Here is a 22,306-nt window from a genome sequence, read left to right as displayed (position 1 = left end):
ACTGAAACTGAAACTAAACCGCCTCCAGCTTCGCATATGCCAACACCAGCCATTTGCTGCCGGCGTTCGGAAAATTCACTTGCACCCGCATCTGGCTGCCATCACCTTCATAGCCGAGCACGGTGCCGCGGCCGAAAGTACCGTGCTGGACATCGCGACCGACCGGGAACGGGTAGGCCGACGCGCCGGCAGATGGCCGGCTGTACACTTCCTGCACCATGCGGCCACCGAGCCGTACTTCGCGCTTCAGCGCAGCGGGAATTTCGTCAACAAAACGCGACCAGTCGGAATAGCTTTCGCGACCATACAGCCGACGCTTTTCGGCGCGGGTCAGCAACAATTGCGACATCGCACGGGTGATGCCGACATAACAAAGTCGACGCTCCTCGGCGAGTCGGCCCGGTTCCTCCAGCGACATCGAATGCGGGAACAGGCCTTCTTCCATGCCGGCCAGAAACACCAGCGGAAACTCCAGGCCCTTGGCCGAGTGCAGCGTCATCATCTGCACGGCATCGCTGTGCTCACCGGCCTGGGTTTCGCCGGCTTCGAGCGAAGCGTGGGTCAGGAAGGCTGCCAGTGGTGACAGGTTTTCTTCGTCTTCAACCGGTTCAAATTCGCGCGCGGCATTGACCAGTTCTTCCAAGTTTTCCTTGCGGGCCAGGCCTTTCTCGCCGCGTTCGGCGGCATACATTGCCGACAAGCCTGTATCGTTGATGACGGCGCGCATCTGGTCGTGCAGCGGCGCTTCCTTGTAGCCGGCTTCCAGATCAATCACCAACTGAATGAATCCCTGCAGCGCGGTCAGTGCCCGCGCCGGCATGGCCCGCTCTTGCACGACCAGCTGCGCAGCTCGCCACAACGACATCTGATGCAAGCGCGCCCGTTCGCGCAATTGCTCGACGGTTTTGTCACCGATGCCGCGCGGCGGCTGGTTGACTACCCGCTCGAAAGCCGAATCGTCGTCGCGGTTGAAGGTCAGCCGCAGATAGCACAGCGCGTCCTTGATTTCCTGCCGTTCGAAGAAGCGCAAGCCACCATAGATGCGGTACGGAATGCGGCGCTGGATCATTGCTTCTTCCAGTACCCGTGACTGGGCGTTGCTGCGATACAAAATGGCGCAGGTCTGATAATCCTTGCCTTGATCCACCCATTGCTCGATTTTCTCGGCAATGAAGCGCGCTTCTTCCTGTTCATTGAATGCCGAGTACAGCAGCAGCGGCTCGCCCTGTTCGCCTTCGGTCCACAAGTTCTTGCCGAGCCGATCACTGTTGTGATCAATCACCGCGTTCGCCGCGTTCAAAATGTTGGCGGTCGAGCGATAGTTCTGCTCCAGCCGGATGATTGCCGCGCCCGGATAATCGTGCAAAAAGGTGTTCAGGTTTTCTACCTTGGCGCCGCGCCAGCCGTAAATCGACTGATCGTCATCACCGACGGCGGTGACATCGGTATTCGGTCCGGCCAGCAACCGAATGAACTGATACTGGATCTGGTTGGTGTCCTGAAACTCGTCGACCAGAACATGATTGAACCGGGTCTGGTAATGCGCGAGCAACGCCGGATTCTTCTTGAACAGCTCGACCGCGCGCAGTAGTAGCTCGGCAAAATCGATGGTGCCGGCGACCCGGCAAATCTCTTCGTAAGTTTGGTAAATCTTCAATTGAGTCGCCGTGAACAGATCACCCTGATGGCGAATGTCTTCCGGCCGTTCGCCTTCGTCCTTGCGCTGGTTGATCCACCACTGCGCCTGCTTGGCCGGCCATTGCGCTTCATCAAGATTCAGCGAGCGGATGGCGCGCTTGACCAGCCGCTGCTGATCGTCGCTGTCAAGTACCTGAAAGTTCTCCGCCAGCCCGGCTTGATGCCAGTGCGCGCGCAGCAGGCGATGACTGAGGCCGTGGAAGGTGCCGATCCACATGCCCGCGGTCGGGCCGCCGAGCAGGGACTCGATGCGGTGACGCATTTCGGCCGCCGCTTTGTTGGTAAAGGTCACCGCCAGCATCGCGTGCGGCGACAAACCAATCTCGGTCGCGAGCCAGGCAATCCGGTGCACCAGCACCCGGGTCTTGCCGGAGCCGGCACCGGCCAGCACCAGCAGGGCCTTTTTCTGCGAGGTGACCGCCTCGCGCTGGGCATCATTCAAATTTTCAAGCAGATTCATTGTCATCGTTACCGGTTCGGCGCGTGTTCTCCGCGTGTGCAGTCAGGGTTCTGACATGTTCAGAGTTCTGAAACATTCAGACTCTGACACGCGGTGCCGGCGGCCGCAGCCGTCGGACTTCTGTCGCTGCTGTAGCCGCTGCAGCATTCTGTAGTAGATTCAGCGCGGGCGGGCGCATTGTACCGGAGCGCCCGCCACAACGGACGAGATGAGGCCAGATGCCAGCTCCTGTCAATTCCACACCCGTCAATTCCGCAGCGGTCAATGCAACGACGGCCGACTTTGTGCTTGTCAGCGCGCGCGCGCCGACTGGTTCGCCCGCTGCGCTGCGCCATGGCGTCCTGCTCGACAGCGATACCCTGCACCCGGCCGATCTGGATCTGTCGGCGCTGCAGGCCAGCCTGCCGCGCTGGCAGTTGTTCACACAGACGTCGCCGGCGCAGCTCGCCGAGCGGCTTGCCGACGCCGATGTGGTGGTTAGCAACAAGGTCCGGCTCGACGCCGCGGCACTGGCCGCGGCACCGCACCTGCGACTGATCGCCGTTGCCGCCACCGGCACCAACAATGTCGATCTGGCGGCCGCCGCCACGCGCGGCATCACCGTTTGCAATTGCCAGAATTACGGCAGCGAAAGTGTCGCCCAGCACACGCTGAATTTGATGTTGATGCTGGCAACGCAGGCGCATCGGTACAGCCACGATGTTGAGACCGGCGTCTGGAGCAATCAGCCGCAATTTTGTCTGCTGAACCGCCCGATCGTAACGCTGGCTGGCAAAACCCTGCTGCTGGTCGGCCATGGCCATATTGGCCAGCGCGTTGCCGAGTTGGCACGCGCTTTCGGTATGCGGGTCCAGATCGCACAATTGCCGTGGCGACCGGCCGAGCCTGGTCGCGTGCCATTTGAAACCGCGCTTGCCAGCGCCGATATCGTTTCGCTGCATTGTCCGCAAACCGAGGAGACGACCCAGCTCATCAACGCCGAACGATTGGCCCGCATGAAGACGGGCAGCTGGCTCATCAATGTCGCCCGTGGCGGCTTGATCGACGAGCAGGCACTGCTGCATGCGCTACAACACGGCCCATTGGCCGCTGCGGCGCTGGATGTGCTCAGCATCGAGCCGCCGCCCGCGAGTCATCCCTTGCTTGCCGCCAAATTGGATAATTTGCTACTGACGCCGCACACCGCGTGGGCCGCTCAATCGGCACGGCAAACCCTGCTCGACCAAGTCACTGAAAACATTTTGGCGTTTCAACGCGGCGCGCCGACGCGGGTGATTCGTGGTTGAGCAAGGAATATGGCGCCCGTGACATCAACGCTGCTGATCGCGCTGTTGCTGCAGCCCGTGCTGGCCAGTGGTGAGAATGGTGAGAGCGGTGAAAACGACATGCTGCAATTGCCAGAGCCGGAACTGCGTCGCGCGTTGCGCTCGGCCTTCACACCGCAAGCCACCACCCTCGATCGCAGTGATGCCGCGCTGACGCTGCCGATGGATGAGCATGCCTCCAGCGGTGGCTACACCTTTGCCGGAATCTTTGAAACCGAAGTCGGTTACGCTCAACTCGCGGAACTGAGTCGCGACGCCGGCGATGTTCAAGCGCGCTCGGAATTGACCTCGTACTTCGCCCGCGCCGGCATCGGTGCCGACGTCATCGAAAACCTGCGAGCGTCGGTGCTGATCGGTGCTGGCGTGTTCTACAGCGCCGTCACTGATTTCACCAGCGACGGCGCGCCGCTATCGGAAGCCAGACCACAAGAATTGAGTTTCAGTGGCTGGGTGGGTTTTGGCTTGCGCTACCGAATCAATCCGCAGACAGAGCTGCGCTTCAGCTGGGAACTCTACGATGATGTGCTACTGCCACAGACCGGCTTTGCCGGAGATATTTCGCAGTGGCGAATGGTGCTGGAGAATCGATGGTGAAAAAGAGGATTGAACTCCAGCATTTTTGCAGTATGGCAACGACCGATTACCAGCATTACTTACTCAGTGCAAAATATTTCTCGCTTTACGTAACCACCGTCGGCTTGTTTTTCAAAGCGTTCATATGTGCCGCCGCACTGGTTATTTGAAAGTGGCTCATGACAAACAAGAAAATCACCACCATTGTTCACATACCAACGTAGCCGAGGTGAGTCACTCCAAGACTGGAGATCTCGATGCACATCATCGCTTGTCTCGACCCATCCAGCGACTCGTAAATCAAACCTGCAATAGCCGGTCCCGGATGATGCACATCCTGTCAAGACAAGAGCTGCTGATAACATGCTGAGAACTTTCATTGCCCCCTCCAAAAGAAGGATCTGTTGAATAGGGTTAAGTGGGTGGGCATAAATTTCGTCGCTTCAGCCTTTCTTTTTCGCGCGAGGATGAGCCCCATCATAAACCTTAGCCAGATGCTGAAAATCCAGATGGGTGTAGATTTGCGTGGTGCTGAGATTGGCGTGACCGAGCAGCTCCTGCACGGCGCGCAAATCACCGGAACCTTCCAAAAAATGACTGGCGCAGGAGTGACGCAGCTTGTGCGGATGCACGCGCGAGCGGATACCGAGTTTTTTGCCCCACTGTGCGAGACGCTGACCGATTTGGCCGTTTGACAATCGGCTGCCGCGCTGGCTGACGAACAGCGCCAGTTCGTCGGCCGCCGCCAGATCCGCACGCACCTGCAACCAGTCCGCAATCGCTTCGCGGGCCTTGCTGCCGACCGGCACTTCCCGCAACTTGCTGCCTTTGCCCAGCACTCTCAGCAAATAATTGTCAGAGCGCAATGAGCCGAGGTGTAGTGAATCGGCGCGTAGTGAATCGGTACGCGGCAGGTCCGCGACATTGACGGCTGACAATTCCGACAGCCGCAGGCCGCTGCCGTAAAACAGTTCGGCAATGGCGCGATCACGTTTGGCCAGAACATCGTCGCCGGCAATGCCATCGACCAGTGCCTGCGCTTCATCAACGTCCAGCGTCGCTGGCAGCCGTTTGCCGGCTTTTGGCGCGCGGATGCCGGCAGCCGGATTGTCGGCTTGCCAACCTTCCTTGACCAGAAAGCGGAAAAACGCCCGCAGCGCCGACAGCTGCAATTGCAGACTTTTTGCCGACAACCCGGCCTTGTGCCGATGACCGACATAAGCGCGGACGTGAAACGGTTGCCAGTCGGCGAACCGTGACAGTTTTTGCTGGCGGGAGAATTCGCAGGCCGCGTGCAGCACGCGGCCGTAACTGTCGAGAGTGTTGGCGGATTTGCCGCCGGCGCCGGTCAGCGCGCGCAGGAACGCGCTGACGGCGGTGGCGAGTTCGTCATCAGAGGATGACGTTGTGGCTGTCGTGCTGTTCTTGTTCACGGCCGTGTCGGCGCAGTAGCGCATCAAACAGGTTGCTGATCAATTGCAGAAACACCGTACCCATCTGCGGCACGAACCGATCATTGCTGCGGCTGGCGATGGCTATAAGCCCGCGTTCCGCGTGCGGACCGAGGGGCAGCAACGCCACCGATTGCAGATCCGGCTTCAGCTCGCCAAACAGGAATTCCCGCACCGGTTTTTCCAGCAGGCCGCAGACCGGCTCACCGTCCGGAAATTCGCAGCCGATGGAACCGAGCAGAATCTCGTGCTCGACATCACGAGCGCCGGCCGGCAGCGGCAGCTGATGATCACAGAGTAGTGCGGCAAAGGCATCGCATTGGAAATCGGCCAGCAGTTGCACGCGCAAGGTATGCAGCAACTGCGCTGGCGTTTCCGAGTTGATCAAGGCCAGCGCGAGACTCAGGCACTGGTTCAGCAGGCGTTCGTTTTCCCGGGCATTGCGCAGCATGTCGATCATCTGGCTTTGCAGTTCGCGGTTGCGATCGCGCAGCGCCTTGACCTGACGCTCGACCAGCGAGATGGTGCCGGCCTCATGTGGAATGTTGAGCTGCATCAGCAAATCGCGATGCTGAATGAAGAAATCCGGATGCTCGCCCAGATACTGTGCGACGTACGCGGCACCGGTCAGTCCGGCATCCTGTGGTTTGTTGTGATCGATGTGGGTCGAGTCGGTCATGATGTCCCTGCTGTGTGTTCCCTGGTTCTCGTTGTTGTCTGTCTTGCAGTTTTTATTCAGCGGTTTTTATTTCGCGGTACTTATTTTGCAGTACCTGTTCAACGGTCTTGATTGAGCGGTCACAGTTGTTTGTGCAAAACCCAGTTGCGGCTCGGCTTGCCGGGCTCCATCAGAGTTCGATCTGGCCTTCGTACACCAGCACGGCCGGGCCGGTCAGTTGCACCGGCTGGCCTTCACCCGGCCAGCGCACGGTCAGCGTGCCGCCCGGCAATTGCACCTGCACCTGCTCATCGAGCAGGCCACGCTGGCGCCCAGCAACCACTGCGGCGCAGGCACCGGAACCGCAGGCTTCGGTTTCACCGACGCCACGCTCGTACACCCGCAGGCGTACTGTCGCGCGATCGATGATCTGCAGGAATCCGACATTGGTCTGCTGCGGAAACACCGGGCTCTCGCAAATCGCCTGACCGATTTCTGCCACCGCCGCGAGCGCCACGTCGCGCACGTCCAGTACCGCGTGCGGATTGCCCACCGACAGCGCCGTGAACGAGGTCTCGACGCCGTCGAGCAACATCTTGTGTTGCGGACCGGGACCGACAAATTGCATCGGGATCTGCTCAGGCTCGAACGTCGGCACCGCGATGTCGACGGTAACCAAACCTTCTTCCTCGATTTGCATGTTCATCTCGCCAGCAATGGTGCTGACCCGAATCCGGTTTTTCCAGGTCAGCCCGAGATGACGGACAAATCGGGCAAAGCAGCGGGCACCGTTGCCGCACTGGCCCACTTCGGAACCATCGGCATTGAAAATGCGATAGTGAAAATCGACTTCCGGCGAGTAGGGCGGCTCGACCAGCAGCAGCTGATCAAAACCGACGCCACGCTTGCGATCCGCGAGACGTTGAATGGCGGTTGGCGAAAACGCCACCGGCTGGGAAATACCATCCACGATCATGAAATCGTTGCCGAGTGCCTGCATCTTGGCGAAATTAAGCAGCATGCTGGTCGCCTTTTTCGGCGGTCGGCGCCACCGTGTTCGATTCAGTCGGCGCTGACGCTGGCATTTGTGCTGGCACTGGCGTTGATGTCGGTGCTGGCGTTGATGTCGGTGCGGGTGCGGCAGCGCTTGCCGCCGGCTCAGCGGCGGTGGCGGGCGCATTGGTTTGCGCCGGTGGCCGCGGCAGGTACAACGCGCCTTTCTGGCCACAGCCAGCCAGCCCGGAAACCACAAGGACAATGAGCAAACAAGACAGACGGTGCATGGTCGGCATCCGGACCCGGAGATAGCCGCAGTATACTCACCTGACGCCGGCAACGGCCACCGGCGCTGTGGCACAATGCCGCCGCTTCCACTGACCTGCTCAGACCCCGCTGCCATGACCGAAAGCGAATTCAACCGACAAGTCGACGCCAGCTTGCGTGCCATCGAAGATGCCATCGATGCCAGCGGCGCCGATATCGATTATGACCAGCAGGGCGGTGTGCTGACGCTGCTGTTTGCCAGCGGCGCCAAACTGATTTTCAGCCGCCAGCCGCCGCTCCGACAGTTATGGTTGGCGGCGCCCAGTGGCGGTTTCCATTTTGACTGGCGCGACAGCCGCTGGCAGCTCGCCAGCGGTGAAACGCTGAGCCAGTTTCTCAGCCGTGAGGCATCGCGGCTTGCCGGCGAAAGCCTGGAGTTTGCTCTCTGATGTTGTCCTGCATTGAAAAAGAACCCGCTGCACCGGCACAGGCCTCGGTCATTTGGCTGCACGGCCTCGGCGCCGACGGTCATGATTTCGAGCCGATTGTCGGTGAGCTGCGCTTGCCAGCCGATTTGCCGATTCGGTTTATTTTTCCGCACGCGCCGGTGCAACCGGTCACCATCAACGGTGGCTATGCGATGCGCGCCTGGTACGACATTCTGGAAGCCAATCTCGGCCGGCGAGTGGATGAAGCGGGCGTGCGCCAGTCAGCGGTGCAGGTTGCCGAACTGATCGAACGGGAAGTGAGTCGCGGCATTCCAGCGCACAAGATCGTACTGGCCGGCTTCTCGCAAGGTGGCGCCATCACCTTGTTCCTCGGTTTGCGCTACCCGCAGCGGCTGGCCGGATTGCTGGCGCTTTCCACCTATTTGCCGTGTCCGGAAACGCTGGCCAGCGAACGCTCGGCCGCCATGCGCGATGCACCGATCTTCATGGCCCACGGCAGCTTTGATCCGGTAGTACCGCTGGCACTGGCGCGCGACACCGAGCGCCGGCTGCACGAACTGGACTATGCCGCGGATTTTCGCGAATACCCGATGCCACACAGCGTTTGTGGGCCGGAGCTGCAGGATATCCGCGGCTTTTTGCTGCAGGTTCTGCAAAGCACGCCGTGATTCGAATCTAGTCGCGGAACACTCCCCGCGAACGACAACCTAAGCCGATGCCTGCATCACCGGATCGCAGGCGCCACGCAACAGGAACACCATGGCCAAGAAACGCAAGAAGGGCAGCTGGCTGCCTTGGGTATTGATCGTCGGAGTCGCCGGCAGCGCCGGTTATCTGTTCTGGCAGAAAATGGACCGGGCGAAGACTGTCGCCGCCAACGGCGTGATCGAGCGCTGCTACGAATTGCGCGCCGGCGAAACCATCAAATACTCATTCAAGGGCGAGGATTTGGTGGCGTTTGACATCCGCCGCGGCGGCGACGGCATGTTCTCACCACAAGTGGTCCCGTTTGATCAGGGCGACTTCACGGCCGACAGCAGCGGCGAATACTGTCTGCGCTTTGTCAACGCACTGCCGCGGCCACAGAAGATCAGCTACTCGGTGCAGCGACAGGCAGGGAAATAGACAGACGTACCAACACGCACCGATGCGCCGGCAGCACACTTTGACCGCTGCCCAGCTCACCCCTTATGATCAAACGCTAAGTCTTGTAGGGAATGCCCGCGTGGGCCGGTTCGCATGCTGATAACAAAAGAAGGTAAGGTTCCCGTTTGCTGGTGGTCTGACGCGGTCAATTTTGGCGACTTGGTGGCGCCGTGGCTCGTCCAAAAAATCTCCGGCCGTGAAGTGGTTTACTCAAACAAATACGAACATTGCTATGTCGTTATCGGCTCAGTGCTGGGACAGGTGCGCCAGCATGCCACCGTTTGGGGAACCGGTTCGTTTGGCACAGAATTGTTCGGCAATTTTCGCGGCAAGAGTGTGCAAAAATTTTCCGACAAGGCTCGTTACTGCGCCGTGCGCGGCCCCTTGACACGCAACAAACTGCAAATGGCCGGAATTGCTTGCCCGCGCATTTACGGTGACCCCGCGCTGTTGGTTCCGGATTATTATTCGCCGCAAATCGAGAAGACCCACGAAGTCGGTATCGTTCTGCGCTGGTCCGAAAATGACTGGTTTGACGCGCTGAACATTCAGGGCGTAAAGAAGATCTTCCTGAAAACCGATAACGTTGAAGGCACGATTGACGCCATGCTGTCCTGCAAGCGGCTGATCTCCTCATCATTGCACGGTCTGATTCTGGCTGATGCCTACGGCATTCCGAATGTCTGGCTGGACTCACGGACACCCAAGGGGTTTGAATTCAAGTTCTGGGACTATTTGATTTCTGTCAACAAGACTCGACAACCCGTGCAAATGGATTTCAATACCGAGCAATGGTCACTGCAGCGCATGCTGGATGAATTGCCCTTTGACGATCGGAAGATACAAATTGACTTGCAGGCGCTGCGTGACGCCTGCCCCTTTGTACCGGGTCGAGAGCCAGACGTCGTTGTCCCGAGCAACAAAGAGAAGAAGCGCCGCTTTTTCCTGCTCTGACAGCCAGGACTGATCGCCGAGCATCGCTAGGTTAGCGAGGCTCGGCACGGCCTTAGGCGCTGCTAGCCGTGCGGCCAGCATTTCCCGTTTGCCCGGCGGTCAAGCGCAACATCATTTTCTGGTGCGGCACATCGGCATTGCGATAAACGCTGCCGACTGGCTCGAATTGCTGGCTGCGGAAATAATCGACCGAGAACATCGGTGCCGAGCAGCTGACCGCCGTTGCCTGGTGATCACGGGCAATGGCAATCAGCTCATTCAGGATGGCGGTACCTATCGATTGCTCGCGCCAGTTTCGCAGCACGGCGATGCGGCTGATATTCCAATCGGCATCGATGCGACCGGTGCCAATCGGTTCATCCGTTTCGCTCAGTGCCAGCACGTGCCGGCACGCGTGATCGATGCCATCGAGCGTGGCGTAATAGGCCAGCCGCACTTCGTCAAAGAACACCTGCTTGCGCAGGGCCGCACACACTTCTCCATGCTGCTGCCAGTCAACCCGGCGAATGTGATAACCACCGCTCATCTGCATGCCCTCCCTTGGTAGCACTGTTGACGTCCCAGCATGGCTGACGATGCGGCCACCGCATTGCGGCCGCGTCAGCAGCGCTGACGATTGTCCTCAACTGTATCCCGCAGGCGGGAATTTGCCAGTCTTTGTTCACGCACGGGCAGGATTCCAATCTGGCAGTGCAGCAATTTTCTGGTGTGTCTGTAAAAAACCGTGACAACTCGGCCACTCGCAGCGCCATTTCGCGACCGCGCAGCCGGGGCCCGCACCGCCACCGTCAATTGACTTGACCGGCTACCGTAACCGCACTACAAGGTGTAACAGCCACTCGGCAGCAGCGCGTGTTCATGCTGACTGCGCTGGCTTGTGGTACCCATGCCGAACAGGGAGTCGATCATGCAATGCCCGAAGTGCAGTGCCAAAATGGAAAAAGTCTTCGTCAAGTTCGGCATCGTCGAGCGCTGCAGCAAATGCGCAGGCCTGTGGTTTGACGCGCTGGAAGATGAAGACACCGCCGCCTTCGCCGAGCATATCGATACCGGCAATGCCAAAATCGGCGCGGAATATAACAAGATCGACAAAATCAATTGTCCGGTTTGCCCGAGCAGCCCGTTGCTGCGCATGGTCGAACCGAGTCAGCCGCATATCTGGTTTGAAGCCTGCCCCACCTGTTACGGCCGTTTTTATGACGCTGGCGAATTTCGCGATGTCAGCGAATTCAGTTTTGGCGATATCGTCAAGCGGTTCACCGCCAAGCCAAGGCCATAAGAAGTGGATATGAAAGCAATCGCTTGATACTGCATAACGCCTCGAACGAGGCGTTATGTTTTTCTACTAAGCACCACGGCGATTGATGCGTTTGTGCCAGTATGGAGTCTGTAATGCGAACCTTACTGTTTTTGATCGCCGGCATCTGTCTGCTGGCCGCCACTCTGATTTTGGCCAAGCTATTTTCCAGTAATTATCCTGGCGCTGGCAGGTGGTTACCGATTATCGCAGCGGCACTCTGGTTTGCCATCGCGGCAATCAATATGTGGACCGGAATCGCTAATGCCGGCTACTCCTTCAAAGAAGAGTTACCGATTTTTCTGCTCATTGCCATTGTCCCGGTGGCAATGGCCGCACTGGCACGCTGGAAATTTTTCCCAGCTTCAGGCTTGTAGTCGGTCCTGCTGCATTCTGAATCTGGAAATCAGAATCACGATCGGCAAACCGATGCACAGCATGTGTATGGTCAGTCCGGTGGCCAGCACCTGCGCACTGTAATGGATCGTATTCGGAAACGCCGACAGCGGTAGCACCACAGCATTCATCACCGCATACACGGTGATGCCATACAACGGGCCAAACAGCAGCGGCTTGCGACTCAGGCCATCGACGAACACCGTGCCGAGATAAAACACCGCCGCAACGCCTTGCATGATCAGGTAGTGCAGCAGCAAACCCAGCATCGCGGTTGCGAGGCCACCGTCGTAGGCATCCTTGCCAAGCCAACCGCTGGCAACAGACTGCAACAAGCGGAGCGGCTCGACCCCGCGCAGCGCGCTCACGCCAATGGCAGCAGTGATGTCCAACGTGCCGGCCAGCAGCCCGGCCAGTACGATCACGACAAGCCATGATTGAAATGTCAGCTCATTTTCCTTCATATCATTCTTGCCATTCTTCTCTGTACACTGCTAAGCCATTGCTGGAGTTGAACTTTCTTTGGAATATTCAACACTAATGTGCTAGCGCAGCAGCCTCATTTTTGGCACGCATAATTTGCTCTGATGTCATCTGGCTTTTCAGTCGTTCGATGTGTCCGGGAGGGTCGGCAAGGATCCATTTGCACAGTTCATCTTGACAGGTGTGCGCCATTTTTTGTGCGGCCAAGAGCCATTTCAATCCCTCCGTGGTATCGTCAAAATATCGATTTGCATAGAGACTACCCAAATTATATTGAGACTGCATGTATCCTCGCTCGGCTGCTCGGAGATATCTGCTTCGCGCGTGTTCGTAGTCCTTCTTGAGACCTGACTGTCCATATTCAAAGCAGACGCCGGCATTGTGGCAACCAACAGTGTCTCCTAGCTCACATGCCTTTTCAAACCAACTGCCAGCATTCCCAAACTCGTCTCCCGCGATTGCACCACCATTAATGAGAAGTCCTAACTTCAACGCCGCAGCTGCATCGCCTTGCTCAGCACCTAGTCGATACAGCTCCGCGGCTTGGTATACATGATTTGAATGCAAAGCAGCGTCACCAGGAGTTGTGCTACAAGAGGCTTGGAGCAACACAAGCGCTACAATTGCTATCGCATGCTTTTTCAATTTAGTAGCCTCATAGCCACAACTTCCAAGTTTTCAGCAAAATCACATCGATAAGGCTCTCGGCTATTTAAGTGGCCTTATCACTTCGCCACCCTTCATGACAAAGCTGACGTGTTCCAGCAAGCTCACATCCTTGCTTGGATCACCGGCCACCGCCACCAGATCGGCAAACCGGCCTTTTTCGATGACGCCAACATCGGTGTGACCCAGTGCCTCCGCAGCAGTGATCGTCGCGGCCTGAATCGCCTGAACGGGCGTCATGCCATAGCGAACCATGACGGCGAATTGTTTGCCATTGTCACCGTGCGGATAGACACCGGCATCGGTGCCGTAAACCATTTTGGCGCCGGCCTTGAACGCCTTGCGGAAATTTTCCCGCTGCAAGTCACCGATCTCGCGGTCCTTGCGCAGATTTTCTTCCAGCACGCCGTTCTTCTTGCCTTCGCTTTGGGTGTAGTCGGTGTTGTAGATATCCATCGACAGATAGGCACCGTATTTCTTGGCCAGCTTGATGCCTTCGTCATCGATCAGACTGGCGTGTTCGATGGTATCGACGCCAGCCAGAATGGCATCGCGAATGCCGCTGGCTCCATGCGCGTGCGCCGCCACTTTCATGCTGGCCATATGCGCTTCATCGACAATCGCCTTCATTTCTTCCAGCGTCAGCTGCTGGGCACCGGGTTCGTCGCCATGCGAAAACACGCCGCCGGTCGCGCAGATCTTGATCACTTGGGCGCCGTATTTGTGCATGGTGCGCACGGCTTTGCGTCCAGCTTCCGGGCTGTCGACGTTGTAGGGGCTTTTCTGATCCATCGACGGTGGAAAGAAGGTGGAATCGCAATGACCGCCGGTGGCACCAAAGGAATAGGCTGCCGGCACCACGCGTGGACCTCTGACTTTGCCTTCGTCGATCGCTTGACGCAGACCGACATCATTCCAGGCATCGGAGCCGACATTGCGCACCGTGGTGAAACCGGCCTGCAAGGTTTTCTCGGCATGCGGCACCATCAACACCGACCAGAATCTGTCACCGAATTGCAGCCCGGTGTAGCCGCCATAAGACGGATCGTTGTCCAGATGCACGTGCATGTCGATCAGGCCCGGCAGCAAGGTCATGTCACCAAGATCGATCTGCCGGGTGTCAGCTGGCAGCGTGGGCAGTTTGCCATCACTGCTGACCTCGGCAATGCGGCCGTCCTGCACCAGCACCGCGGCGTTGTTCAGCATTTTGCCGGAACGGACATCGAGCAGATGGCCGGCGCGCACCAGCACGCTGTCGGCTTGCGCTGCAGTGACGGTTGTGACTGCCAGAATAGCGCCGGCGACACAGCGCGCCAGCAGGGAATGACGGAGTGGAAACAAGCGATTCATGATGAGCTCTGATGACCAGGGTAGCGGAGGTGCCATGGTTATAGCGCCTCGCCGGCTTTCTCGCCACGGTACAAATGCGCCGACCCGCTGATTGCAGCTCATCGTGCGCAAGGCGCCCGATTTGCCGCAATCGTTGGCTGCACTGCAACATGCGCCAACTCAGACCCCAAGCTCACGCAGGATGGCCTCCTTCAAGGCTTGCGCATCCGGGCTGGACAGTTTGCGCGGATGGGCGAACGGCACCGCGAAGCTGGCTTGTATGGTCGCTGGTCGTGGCGACAACACCAGAATGCGATCGGCCAGTTGTATGGCCTCTTCGACATCGTGGGTAATGAGCAGCACCGTGTGCCGCTCTTCGTCGAGAATGCGGCGCAGCTCGGTGCGCATGCGCAGACTCATCAGCGCATCAAGCGCCGAAAACGGCTCGTCCATGTACAGCACTTCCGGCTTCACCGCCAGCGCCCGCGCTAGCTCGACCCGCTTCAACATGCCGCCGGACAGTTCGTGCGGATAGCTGTTCTCAAACCCTTTCAGGCCGACCAAGGCGGCGTAGTGATCGGCCAGTGCCGCCTTGTCACCGTGACCGTTGCCATTGAGACCGAACATCAGATTTTGCTGTACGTTCAGCCAGGGAAACACCGAACCATGTTGGGAAATCAGGATGCCGTTGGGATTGGGTTTGCTGCGCACCACGGAATCGATCAATACCTGACCGCTGTCAGCCTGCTCAAAGCCGGCGATGATTTTCATCAAGGTGGATTTGCCGCAGCCGGAAGGGCCGACGATGGCAACAAATTCGCCATTGGCCACCGTCAGGCTGACACCACCGACAACCGGCAGCGCATCCTTGTTGACCAGAAAGTTCTTTCTGATGTCCTTGACGACGATTTTATCGACCATAGCGCCACCTGACTGTCTTCAGTTTTTCCAGCAGTCGCATCAGACCGTCGAGCAACAAACCGATAATGCCGATGATGATCATGGCCGCCACCACCAGATCATAACGGTTGCCGGCATTGCGCGAATCCATGATGAGGTAGCCCAAACCGGAGCGCAGCGCGATCATCTCCGCCGCCACCACCACCAGCCAGGCAACGCCGAGCGAGATGCGCATGCCGACAATGATCTCGGGTAGCACCGCCGGAATGATGACCTGCCGGAACAGCCGTGCCCGCGATACGCCAAAATTCTCGGCGGCGCGCAAATAACGCCGATCAATGGTGTGCACGCCAGCGGCCGTCTGGACAATCAGCGGAAACACCGACGCGATGTAGATCAGAAAGATCGGCGAGGCATTGCCGACGCCGAACCAGAGAATGGCAATCGGGATCCAGGCGATCGGGGAGATCGGCCGCAGAATCTGAAAAATGGGATTCAGCGTGATGTAAGCACCGTCGACCCGGCCAAGCCACAGACCCAGTGGAATCGCAGTCGCAACCGCGAGGCCAAAACCCGCGCCAACGCGGAACAATGAAGAACCGATGTGATCCCAGATGCTACCGTCACGGACCAGCTCCAGCGTGCCGGTTACCACCTGCAGCGGGGTCGGAAAAATGGCGCTGTTGGTCGCCACGACAATGGCCCACCACAGCGCAATCAACAGGCTCAATACCACCAGTGGTGGCAGCAGCTCTTTTGTTTTAATCACAGCAGCACCTTGTCAATCGGAATACGTCTGCTATCACAACATTTCATCCGGCTGGCGTCGGCGACCAACGCCGTCGTCATGCCTTACCGTATCCCACTTTACTGTATCCCACTTTGTAGCGCCCGCCACAACTGGCGACTGCGCCATTGCAGTCGCGGCCAGCCCGGTGTTGGCTCCGGTTCAACAATTACTGTCATCTGGCCATCGGCATGGGCGCTGCAAGCGAATTGGTAGTCCGAGGCCAAGTCAAATGGCAGCTTGAAACTCTGGCCCGGCATGATCAGGGTTGGGCCGAATATCTGCGGCACGTCATCATTATTCTTCAGCACCAGCACATCCTTGACGGCCAGCGTCAGATAAATGGTATTGGGCAGAATTTCTACCGCATCGCCAGCCGTGCGCCTCGCCCAGGTTCCTTTGGGAATCTCGAACAGCTGCTCCCGCGAACTGCGCTGAATCGGCGACAAGGCAGTCAGTAACAGCGCGGCAAATACCAGCACCGATGCAGCAATGGCCCGGAGCCGCCAGCGATGCGGGTTCATGCCCATGAGTCTATCCACAGCAGTCATTCAGCAGGCTCTGATTCCGTCGCCGTTCGCCCTGAGCCTGTCGAAGGATGAACGAGATTACACGGGCATATAGATCATCTGTGGTTCGATGACCGCAGGAAATCCCTTGCGGGGCAAGCTCACCGCGAGCTGTAGTGGGCCAACTCTAGTTCGCGACTTGTTGTTAAGGAATTGTAGTTAACGAATAGCTCAGCGCTACCGTTGGTTGCCCAGCAAAATTTTGACATCATGAACAATGTCATCGACGCTCTTGCCAAACGGCACCAGTGCGCGCAGCCGACCGTCACGGTCGATCAGATAAATGTAGGAAGAGTGATGCACGGTGTAATCGTTCGGGTCGGCAGCCGCTTGCGCTTTGCTGGCCGCGACACCGTAGGCCTGGCGCACGGCCGCCAGTTGTTCGGCGCTGCCGGTGACGCCGAGAAAGCTGGCATCGAAACCGGCGAGGTATTGCTGCATACGACTGGCAGTATCCCGTTCCGGGTCCACCGTCACATAGAGGACCTGCACGTCGGCGGCCAGCTTGCCGAGATTTTTCCGCACCTGGGTCAGATTGGCCAGCGTCACCGGGCAAACATTGGGGCAGTGGGTAAAGCCAAAACCGAGTGCGATCAATTTGCCGCGAAACTGACTCAGTTTGATCTCGCGACCATTGGAGCCGGGCAGCGCGAAATCCGGGGCCCGCCGTGGCGGATCGAAGACGCCGGATTTGAGCGCGGGATTTTCTGCGGCGAATATGCTCTGGCCAATCAGCAGCAGGGGCAACAGCGTCAGCAGCCATCGTTTCATCGGTTCAGCTCGCTGTTCATACCGTGATCGCAATGGGTTGGGCGCTTTGGCTGAAGCGCTCATCCACGTATTGCGCGAAGGGTACCGGCGCTTTCAGGGTACCGGCCGCCACCGACAGCTGCATCAGCTCGTCGAACTCCTCACGGATCATGCGCATGTCGCCATAGGTGACCCGGTCGGTCGGATTTTCCATGACGAACTTGATGATGTTCGGGTCCTGATTGAAAAAACTGCGGCCGGCAGCAATCGTGACTGCCTTCTCTCGGTTGGCCGGGCTCTGATCCAGCCAGTTGCCGGCAGCCATCACATGGTTGACCAAATCCTGCACCACCTGCGGCTCTTGCTGTATCAGCTCTTCGCGCACCGTCAGCACACAGCAAATGTAGTTGCGCCACTCGTCGCGCGTCATCCGTAGCGGCCTGGCATAGCCAGCGCGCTGGGCGGCGGCGCCAAACGGTTCGCCGGTGCAATAGGCATCAACAGCATTGGCATACAGCGCGGCCGGCATGTCCGGCGGCGGCATTTCGACAATTTCAAGATCGCTCGGACTCATGCCTTCTTGCGCCAGCATCTTGCGCAGAAACAAAAAATCGACGGCAAACCGACTGGGAATGGCAATCCGTTTGCCGGCCAGCTGTTTGAAGTGTTGATAATCGGAGTCGCTGCGCACCATGATCACGGCGCCGGAACGGTGACCGAGCGAGACGATCTTCAGTGGGATGTTTTTTGTGGTCAGATCCATGACCAGCGGCGCCAGCATGTAGGCCGCCTGAATCCGGCCGGTCATCAGCGATTCTTTTATCTCGGGCCAACCGCTGTATTTGTTGTACTCAAAGCGGGTGCGCTGGCTGCTGTCACCGGCCTTCAGTGCGGCCGCTTTGGCGGTGCAGGCGATTGGCAGGGTCAGATTGCAGGTAACCGGCAAGCCGCCGACCTGCAGCACCTTGGCCTCGTCCGGTTGCTGACGCGAACAGGACACCCCAGCGAACGGCAGTACGGTTGCAGCCGCCGCACCCAGCAACAAGCGCCGTTGCCGAAAGAATTCGGTCTCTGCCATCGGTTCCTTGCTCATGTCGATCATCTTCGCTGGTTGCGGCGCGTGGTTGTTGCGTCTGGTTGTTGCGTGTGGTCGTCACGTTTGGTCGCAAGCTGGCCGACCCCAGCGCCATGGCCGATCGAGCCGTTGTCGCTTGCGCCAACCCGGCTCGGGTAGCAGGCGAGTATCCGCAACGAAGTGGGCACTGTCTAGGGGCAATTGCGACAGCGGCGGAGTTGGTACCGGTGACTGAAAAACTCAGAAGAAATGTGGTGTCCGCACGTTGGGAAAATTGCCGCTTCAATGCGGCTAGCTGACAGCAAAGCAGCCAACGGGCGCTGTTCGCACAGTCGCCCGTCGGCTTTTGTTTTAGCGGGTCCAGACCGCGTATTGATCACCGGAGGTGCGCAGCGTCCAGCCGCTACCGGGACTCCAGGCATTCGGGCCGATTTTCATCGCCAGATTGTTGTTGATGATGGCCGCGTACAGTCCCTGATCAGCACGCTGGATCGCCACGGCCGAGGTCGACGTGATGGCTTTTTCCTTGCGCAGGCTGATCAGCGTTTTGATGCCGGCGCGCAGATTCCAGTCATACACATGCGGGTAGTACACGGTCGGAATGCCGGGATGCGTCAGCACATAGGCGTAACCTTGCATGACCTTGCTACACGGCACGGGCCAGTGGTTCTGGCCGGTGCTGCAACTGGCGGACGGACCGGTGTCGTGATTGTCGACAAAGGTCACCATCTTCTGCGCCCACCAACCAATGCCGCCGGCCGGTTTGCCATCGGATGCGCGCAGGCGCCAATACTCGTTGGCACTCAGCGCCTGATTGAGCAGGCCTTTGGTGGTGAAGTCGAATGCGCCGCATTTGCCACCGTTGCCATCGACGTAATTCATCAGCAACTGGCGATGACTGTCGACGTTGTTGTAATCGAGATTGGTCCAGACCTCGCCGACGCAGAAATTCGGCGCCATCGCATCGTGGTACAGACCGGCGTAGCCGGGGCCGTAGCCTTTCGAGTAGTCATAGCGTATGCCGCTAAAACCAACCCCCTTGAGTCGCGAGGACAGCCAGGTCTTGATGTCGTTCTGCAGAAAAGTCTGCCGATGATCAAGATCCCGCGCCGCAGCATAGCCGTCACCGGTATCGGCGGTGCCACAACGACCGCTCCATTCGTCGTTGCTGGTGACCGCGCGACAATCCCAAGTCGGATTGGTGAAGTCGGCCCAGTTGGCGGTGCCGACCCGATGGTTGATCACGACATCGGCAACGCTCTTGATGCCTTGATTGCTGAGCGCGGTAATCGCATTTTTCAGCGCTGTCTCACTGCCATAGCTGGAGTTGAGCACATTCAGTTGCCGCGGCAGATAGCCTTCCAGTGAAGCGGCATCGGACGGCGGCGGAAACCAGACATGACTGATGCCGAGATCTTTCAGATCCGTCGCTTTGCCCTGCAGATTGGCATACCAGCTGCCATTGGCAGAATTCCAGTGAAAGCCCTGAAACAGAATCGCACTGCTGGCTTTGTCCTGCTCGGTGGCGGCCTGCACCGTACCAATAGCCGCGCAGCTCAAGGCCAACACGATTGCAAACATTGAACGGACCGACGGCCGAAATGAATTAACCAGAAACTTGCTCGAAGCGAAACGACGGACGCGGCGCAGCCGCATCCCTCCGCACAACACTGATAGACGCATAACAGTTCTCCCGATGCGTTTTGGTTGTGGTGGTGTCACGGAACGGCAGAATCCGGCGCTCGGGTTGTTATGGACGCGCACCATCCTGGCGGCGTGGCGCGGCCGGCCCGCACCGGGCGGTGCGGTGGCTGCGTTTTTGAATACTCTTTTTAAAGACGTGCTTTAAATACGAAGAATGTGCGGTTAGCGCCGCGCCAGCGTTTCGATATGACGGGCCAGCGCCGCCGGTACGTCCCAATGCAGATCGAGGAACTCCAGCATCGCGAGCACGGCGCGCGGCGTGTCGCGGTAGCCGGGCATGAAGGCACTGATCAGCGGCGCGAATTCGGGGTAGCGCAGTTCAAAACGGCGGTCACTGGCAAACGGATCGCGGGAAAAATTGTCGCTGTCCCAGGTCCGCTCGATCAGCTCGATTACCCGGTCGACGGCATGCTGCTGGACAAAGCGGAATGCCGACAGTTTTTCACCACGCCGATAGCGGCCGGCGCCAACCAGCAGATTCGACAAGGCCTCGTTGAGGCACCAGTCAATGCTGTGATCAGCCGGGCGCGGCTCCGGCAGTCGCGGCGAGGCAATGCTGGCGTCGATGTCGTCGCGCTTCCAGATCACCCGGCCGGCGCTGAACGGGATGCCACCGATTTCATGCGGCTCGAATACGGCGAACTCGCAAAAGATATCGTCATGGAACAGCAGCTTGACGCCATCAACCGTGTTCTGGAAATGCCAGGTCACCGGCGCAATCCGGTCCAGCCAATCGAGCTGTTGCAGATAACGTTGCTTGGCGCCCTGTTCGACAATGGCGAAGAAATCCAGATCGGAAAAGGCATCGAGCCGGGCAGTATCCTGACCAATGGAGCCGAGACCAATCAGCGCCATGCCGTGCGGCGTGCTGGCCAATTCTTCGCCGATGCGATCGATCCGTTCCAGCAAGCGCTGTGCGGTCACCGGTTTGCTTAGCTCAATGGCTTCACGGGTCATGATGCTCTCCAATCTATGCTCGCGATGAATCGTTCAGCCGCTGCAGGTTGCTGCTGCGGCACTGGCGCGGGCCGGGGTCTTGTCGGCAAGCGCCAGCGCCAAACTGGTGTCCAGCATCCGGTGCGAGAAACCCCACTCGTTGTCGTACCAAGCCATGACCTTGACCCAGCGGCCGCTGACTTTGGTTTGTGTCGCATCAAAGGTGGACGAGGCCGGCACGTGATTGAAATCGATCGAGACCAGCGGTGTCTCGTTGTAATCCAGCACGCTGGCGAGCGGCCCGGTACTGGCTGCCTGTTTCAGTGCGGCATTCACCTCAGCGACGCTGGTCTCGCGGCTGGCCAGAAAGTTCAGATCGACCAGCGAGACGTTGATGGTCGGCACTCGCACCGCCATGCCATCAAATTTGCCTTTCAGTTGCGGCAATACCAGCCCTACGGCCTTGGCTGCGCCGGTCTTGGTCGGAATCATCGATTGCGTTGCCGAACGGGCGCGATAAATGTCCTTGTGATTCAAATCGAGCAACTGCTGATCATTGGTATAGGAATGTATGGTCGTCATCGACGCCTGTTCGATGCCGAGCAATTCATGCAGCACTTTGGCCACCGGTGCCAGGCAATTGGTGGTGCAGGAAGCATTGGAGACAATGCTCATCTCCGGCGTGATCTGCTGATGGTTGACACCAAAGACGATGGTGGCATCAGCATCATCGGCAGGCGCCGAGATCAGCACCTTGCGGGCGCCAGCAGCCAGATGAATGGCAGCCTGGGCCCGGCTGGTGAAGCGACCGGTGCATTCGAGCACGACATCGACACCGAGCGTGCGCCACGGCAACAACGCGGGATCCGGCTGGCTGCAATAGAGCACGTCATCGCTGCCGATCACGAGCTTGTTGCCATCATGACTGACAGGCGTGGCAAAGCGGCCGTGCACACTGTCGTAACGCAACAGGTGCGCCGAGGTAGCGAGGTCGCCCAAATCATTGATGGCGACGAGCTGGACCCGGTCGCGATAGCCCGATTCATACAGCGCTCGCACCACATTGCGACCGATACGACCAAAGCCATTGATGGCGATACGAATTGTCATGACTGCTTTACCTTGTGCGCTCTACTTTGTGTCCGTTTCAATCAAAATGCATAGACATCACTGTCTATTCATTGACAGTCTTGTCACTGTCGCGGCCTTACCGAATCCCGACGCCAACGCTTGCAAACCACCGCATGTTGACGTCGCATTCCTCTGCACCATCCTCGCCTTGTTGGTTCGGATCCAGTCGATCGGGTCATGAAATGTCGGCATGAGAAAAAGTAGGGGCCGCCATACAGGCCGGCCCCACGCCAGGAAGAGGCCCTACTCCTCTTGAAGTCGTTTTTACAAACGGCACGCCAGAGCGATGACGACAGGCGTCACCGC

At 58.6% G+C, this 22,306-nt stretch carries 25 protein-coding genes; 8 read left to right on the top strand and 17 right to left on the bottom strand.

What is annotated here, in order from left to right; genetic code table 11:
- Positions 1 to 13: 13 nt before the first annotated feature.
- The gene (gene uvrD / locus HPT27_RS04390; RefSeq protein ID WP_407950890.1) at positions 14 to 2,158 is read right to left on the bottom strand and encodes a DNA helicase II; all 2,145 of its coding nucleotides are present in this window, start codon (positions 2,156 to 2,158) and stop codon (positions 14 to 16) included.
- A 218-nt stretch (positions 2,159 to 2,376) separates the two neighbouring features.
- Here uvrD and HPT27_RS04385 point away from each other — a divergent pair, with 218 nt between their 5' ends.
- Positions 2,377 to 3,444, top strand: coding sequence for a D-2-hydroxyacid dehydrogenase (locus tag HPT27_RS04385; RefSeq protein ID WP_172239474.1), 1,068 nt, complete (start codon positions 2,377 to 2,379; stop codon positions 3,442 to 3,444).
- Between the two features lie 18 nt (positions 3,445 to 3,462).
- On the top strand, positions 3,463 to 4,077 hold the full coding sequence (locus HPT27_RS04380) for a hypothetical protein (RefSeq protein WP_172239471.1): 615 nt from the start codon (positions 3,463 to 3,465) through the stop codon (positions 4,075 to 4,077).
- A 422-nt stretch (positions 4,078 to 4,499) separates the two neighbouring features.
- On the opposite strand, the gene HPT27_RS04375 is transcribed toward HPT27_RS04380, so the two are convergent.
- The 4 genes from HPT27_RS04375 to lptM form a co-directional block, all read right to left on the bottom strand.
- A complete protein-coding gene (locus tag HPT27_RS04375) occupies positions 4,500 to 5,489 on the bottom strand; it encodes a tyrosine recombinase XerC (RefSeq protein ID WP_328820173.1) in 990 nt (329 codons plus the stop codon).
- Entirely contained in the window at positions 5,449 to 6,186 is a 738-nt protein-coding gene (locus HPT27_RS04370; protein ID WP_172239465.1) for a DUF484 family protein, read from the bottom strand. Before HPT27_RS04370 ends, HPT27_RS04375 begins: the two co-directional genes overlap by 41 nt.
- Positions 6,187 to 6,355: 169 nt before the next feature.
- Positions 6,356 to 7,186, bottom strand: coding sequence for a diaminopimelate epimerase (dapF, locus tag HPT27_RS04365; protein ID WP_211197848.1), 831 nt, complete (start codon positions 7,184 to 7,186; stop codon positions 6,356 to 6,358).
- The gene (gene lptM, locus HPT27_RS04360) at positions 7,176 to 7,448 is read right to left on the bottom strand and encodes an LPS translocon maturation chaperone LptM (protein ID WP_172239462.1); all 273 of its coding nucleotides are present in this window, start codon (positions 7,446 to 7,448) and stop codon (positions 7,176 to 7,178) included. The genes dapF and lptM overlap by 11 nt, the downstream gene beginning before the upstream one ends.
- 114 nt (positions 7,449 to 7,562) lie before the next feature.
- On the opposite strand from lptM, the gene cyaY reads away from it, so the two are divergent.
- The 4 genes from cyaY to HPT27_RS04340 all read left to right on the top strand — a co-directional run bounded on the left by cyaY (position 7,563) and on the right by HPT27_RS04340 (position 9,977).
- Positions 7,563 to 7,877 (top strand): iron donor protein CyaY, encoded by a 315-nt coding sequence (gene cyaY / locus HPT27_RS04355; RefSeq protein ID WP_172239459.1) that lies wholly within the window; start codon positions 7,563 to 7,565, stop codon positions 7,875 to 7,877.
- Positions 7,877 to 8,545, top strand: coding sequence for an alpha/beta hydrolase (locus HPT27_RS04350; RefSeq protein WP_172239457.1), 669 nt, complete (start codon positions 7,877 to 7,879; stop codon positions 8,543 to 8,545). Before cyaY ends, HPT27_RS04350 begins: the two co-directional genes overlap by 1 nt.
- A gap of 91 nt (positions 8,546 to 8,636) precedes the next feature.
- The gene (locus tag HPT27_RS04345) at positions 8,637 to 9,002 is read left to right on the top strand and encodes a hypothetical protein (protein WP_172239455.1); all 366 of its coding nucleotides are present in this window, start codon (positions 8,637 to 8,639) and stop codon (positions 9,000 to 9,002) included.
- A gap of 114 nt (positions 9,003 to 9,116) precedes the next feature.
- Positions 9,117 to 9,977, top strand: a complete 861-nt coding sequence (locus HPT27_RS04340; protein ID WP_172239453.1) for a polysaccharide pyruvyl transferase family protein — start codon at positions 9,117 to 9,119, stop codon at positions 9,975 to 9,977.
- A 52-nt stretch (positions 9,978 to 10,029) separates the two neighbouring features.
- Here HPT27_RS04340 and HPT27_RS04335 read toward each other — a convergent pair whose 3' ends face one another.
- Positions 10,030 to 10,503, bottom strand: coding sequence for a GNAT family N-acetyltransferase (locus HPT27_RS04335; RefSeq protein ID WP_172239451.1), 474 nt, complete (start codon positions 10,501 to 10,503; stop codon positions 10,030 to 10,032).
- A 381-nt stretch (positions 10,504 to 10,884) separates the two neighbouring features.
- Here HPT27_RS04335 and HPT27_RS04330 point away from each other — a divergent pair, with 381 nt between their 5' ends.
- Positions 10,885 to 11,256 (top strand): zf-TFIIB domain-containing protein, encoded by a 372-nt coding sequence (locus HPT27_RS04330; RefSeq protein ID WP_172239449.1) that lies wholly within the window; start codon positions 10,885 to 10,887, stop codon positions 11,254 to 11,256.
- 113 nt (positions 11,257 to 11,369) lie between these two features.
- Positions 11,370 to 11,651: a hypothetical protein gene (locus tag HPT27_RS04325; protein WP_172239447.1), complete on the top strand. Its 282-nt coding sequence runs from the start codon at positions 11,370 to 11,372 to the stop codon at positions 11,649 to 11,651.
- On the opposite strand, the gene HPT27_RS04320 is transcribed toward HPT27_RS04325, so the two are convergent.
- The 11 genes from HPT27_RS04320 to gap all read right to left on the bottom strand — a co-directional run bounded on the left by HPT27_RS04320 (position 11,640) and on the right by gap (position 21,979).
- On the bottom strand, positions 11,640 to 12,134 hold the full coding sequence (locus tag HPT27_RS04320) for a DUF1440 domain-containing protein (RefSeq protein WP_172239445.1): 495 nt from the start codon (positions 12,132 to 12,134) through the stop codon (positions 11,640 to 11,642). The two genes, HPT27_RS04325 and HPT27_RS04320, sit on opposite strands and share 12 nt — an antisense overlap.
- A 73-nt stretch (positions 12,135 to 12,207) precedes the next feature.
- The gene (locus tag HPT27_RS04315) at positions 12,208 to 12,798 is read right to left on the bottom strand and encodes a tetratricopeptide repeat protein (protein WP_172239443.1); all 591 of its coding nucleotides are present in this window, start codon (positions 12,796 to 12,798) and stop codon (positions 12,208 to 12,210) included.
- Between the two features lie 63 nt (positions 12,799 to 12,861).
- Complete coding sequence (locus tag HPT27_RS04310) at positions 12,862 to 14,169, bottom strand: Xaa-Pro dipeptidase (RefSeq protein WP_172239441.1); 1,308 nt, start codon at positions 14,167 to 14,169, stop codon at positions 12,862 to 12,864.
- Between the two features lie 159 nt (positions 14,170 to 14,328).
- Positions 14,329 to 15,069 (bottom strand): ABC transporter ATP-binding protein, encoded by a 741-nt coding sequence (locus tag HPT27_RS04305; protein WP_172239440.1) that lies wholly within the window; start codon positions 15,067 to 15,069, stop codon positions 14,329 to 14,331.
- Positions 15,059 to 15,817 (bottom strand): ABC transporter permease, encoded by a 759-nt coding sequence (locus tag HPT27_RS04300; RefSeq protein WP_172239439.1) that lies wholly within the window; start codon positions 15,815 to 15,817, stop codon positions 15,059 to 15,061. The genes HPT27_RS04305 and HPT27_RS04300 overlap by 11 nt, the downstream gene beginning before the upstream one ends.
- Before the next feature lie 98 nt (positions 15,818 to 15,915).
- The gene (locus HPT27_RS04295) at positions 15,916 to 16,365 is read right to left on the bottom strand and encodes a cupredoxin domain-containing protein (protein WP_211197846.1); all 450 of its coding nucleotides are present in this window, start codon (positions 16,363 to 16,365) and stop codon (positions 15,916 to 15,918) included.
- 216 nt (positions 16,366 to 16,581) lie between these two features.
- On the bottom strand, positions 16,582 to 17,175 hold the full coding sequence (locus tag HPT27_RS04290; RefSeq protein ID WP_172239438.1) for an SCO family protein: 594 nt from the start codon (positions 17,173 to 17,175) through the stop codon (positions 16,582 to 16,584).
- Positions 17,176 to 17,191: 16 nt separating this feature from the next.
- Positions 17,192 to 18,247, bottom strand: a complete 1,056-nt coding sequence (locus tag HPT27_RS04285) for an ABC transporter substrate-binding protein (protein ID WP_172239437.1) — start codon at positions 18,245 to 18,247, stop codon at positions 17,192 to 17,194.
- Between the two features lie 333 nt (positions 18,248 to 18,580).
- On the bottom strand, positions 18,581 to 19,798 hold the full coding sequence (locus HPT27_RS04280; protein WP_211197845.1) for an alpha-amylase C-terminal beta-sheet domain-containing protein: 1,218 nt from the start codon (positions 19,796 to 19,798) through the stop codon (positions 18,581 to 18,583).
- A gap of 297 nt (positions 19,799 to 20,095) precedes the next feature.
- Positions 20,096 to 20,890: a hypothetical protein gene (locus HPT27_RS04275; RefSeq protein WP_172239435.1), complete on the bottom strand. Its 795-nt coding sequence runs from the start codon at positions 20,888 to 20,890 to the stop codon at positions 20,096 to 20,098.
- Positions 20,891 to 20,923: 33 nt separating this feature from the next.
- On the bottom strand, positions 20,924 to 21,979 hold the full coding sequence (gene gap, locus HPT27_RS04270; RefSeq protein ID WP_172239434.1) for a type I glyceraldehyde-3-phosphate dehydrogenase: 1,056 nt from the start codon (positions 21,977 to 21,979) through the stop codon (positions 20,924 to 20,926).
- Between the last annotated feature and the right edge of the window lie 327 nt (positions 21,980 to 22,306).

It is taken from the genome of Permianibacter fluminis, assembly GCF_013179735.1.
Taxonomy (GTDB): Bacteria; Pseudomonadota; Gammaproteobacteria; order Enterobacterales; family Permianibacteraceae; genus Permianibacter; species Permianibacter fluminis.
This window is presented reverse-complemented; position numbering and strand designations above follow the sequence as displayed.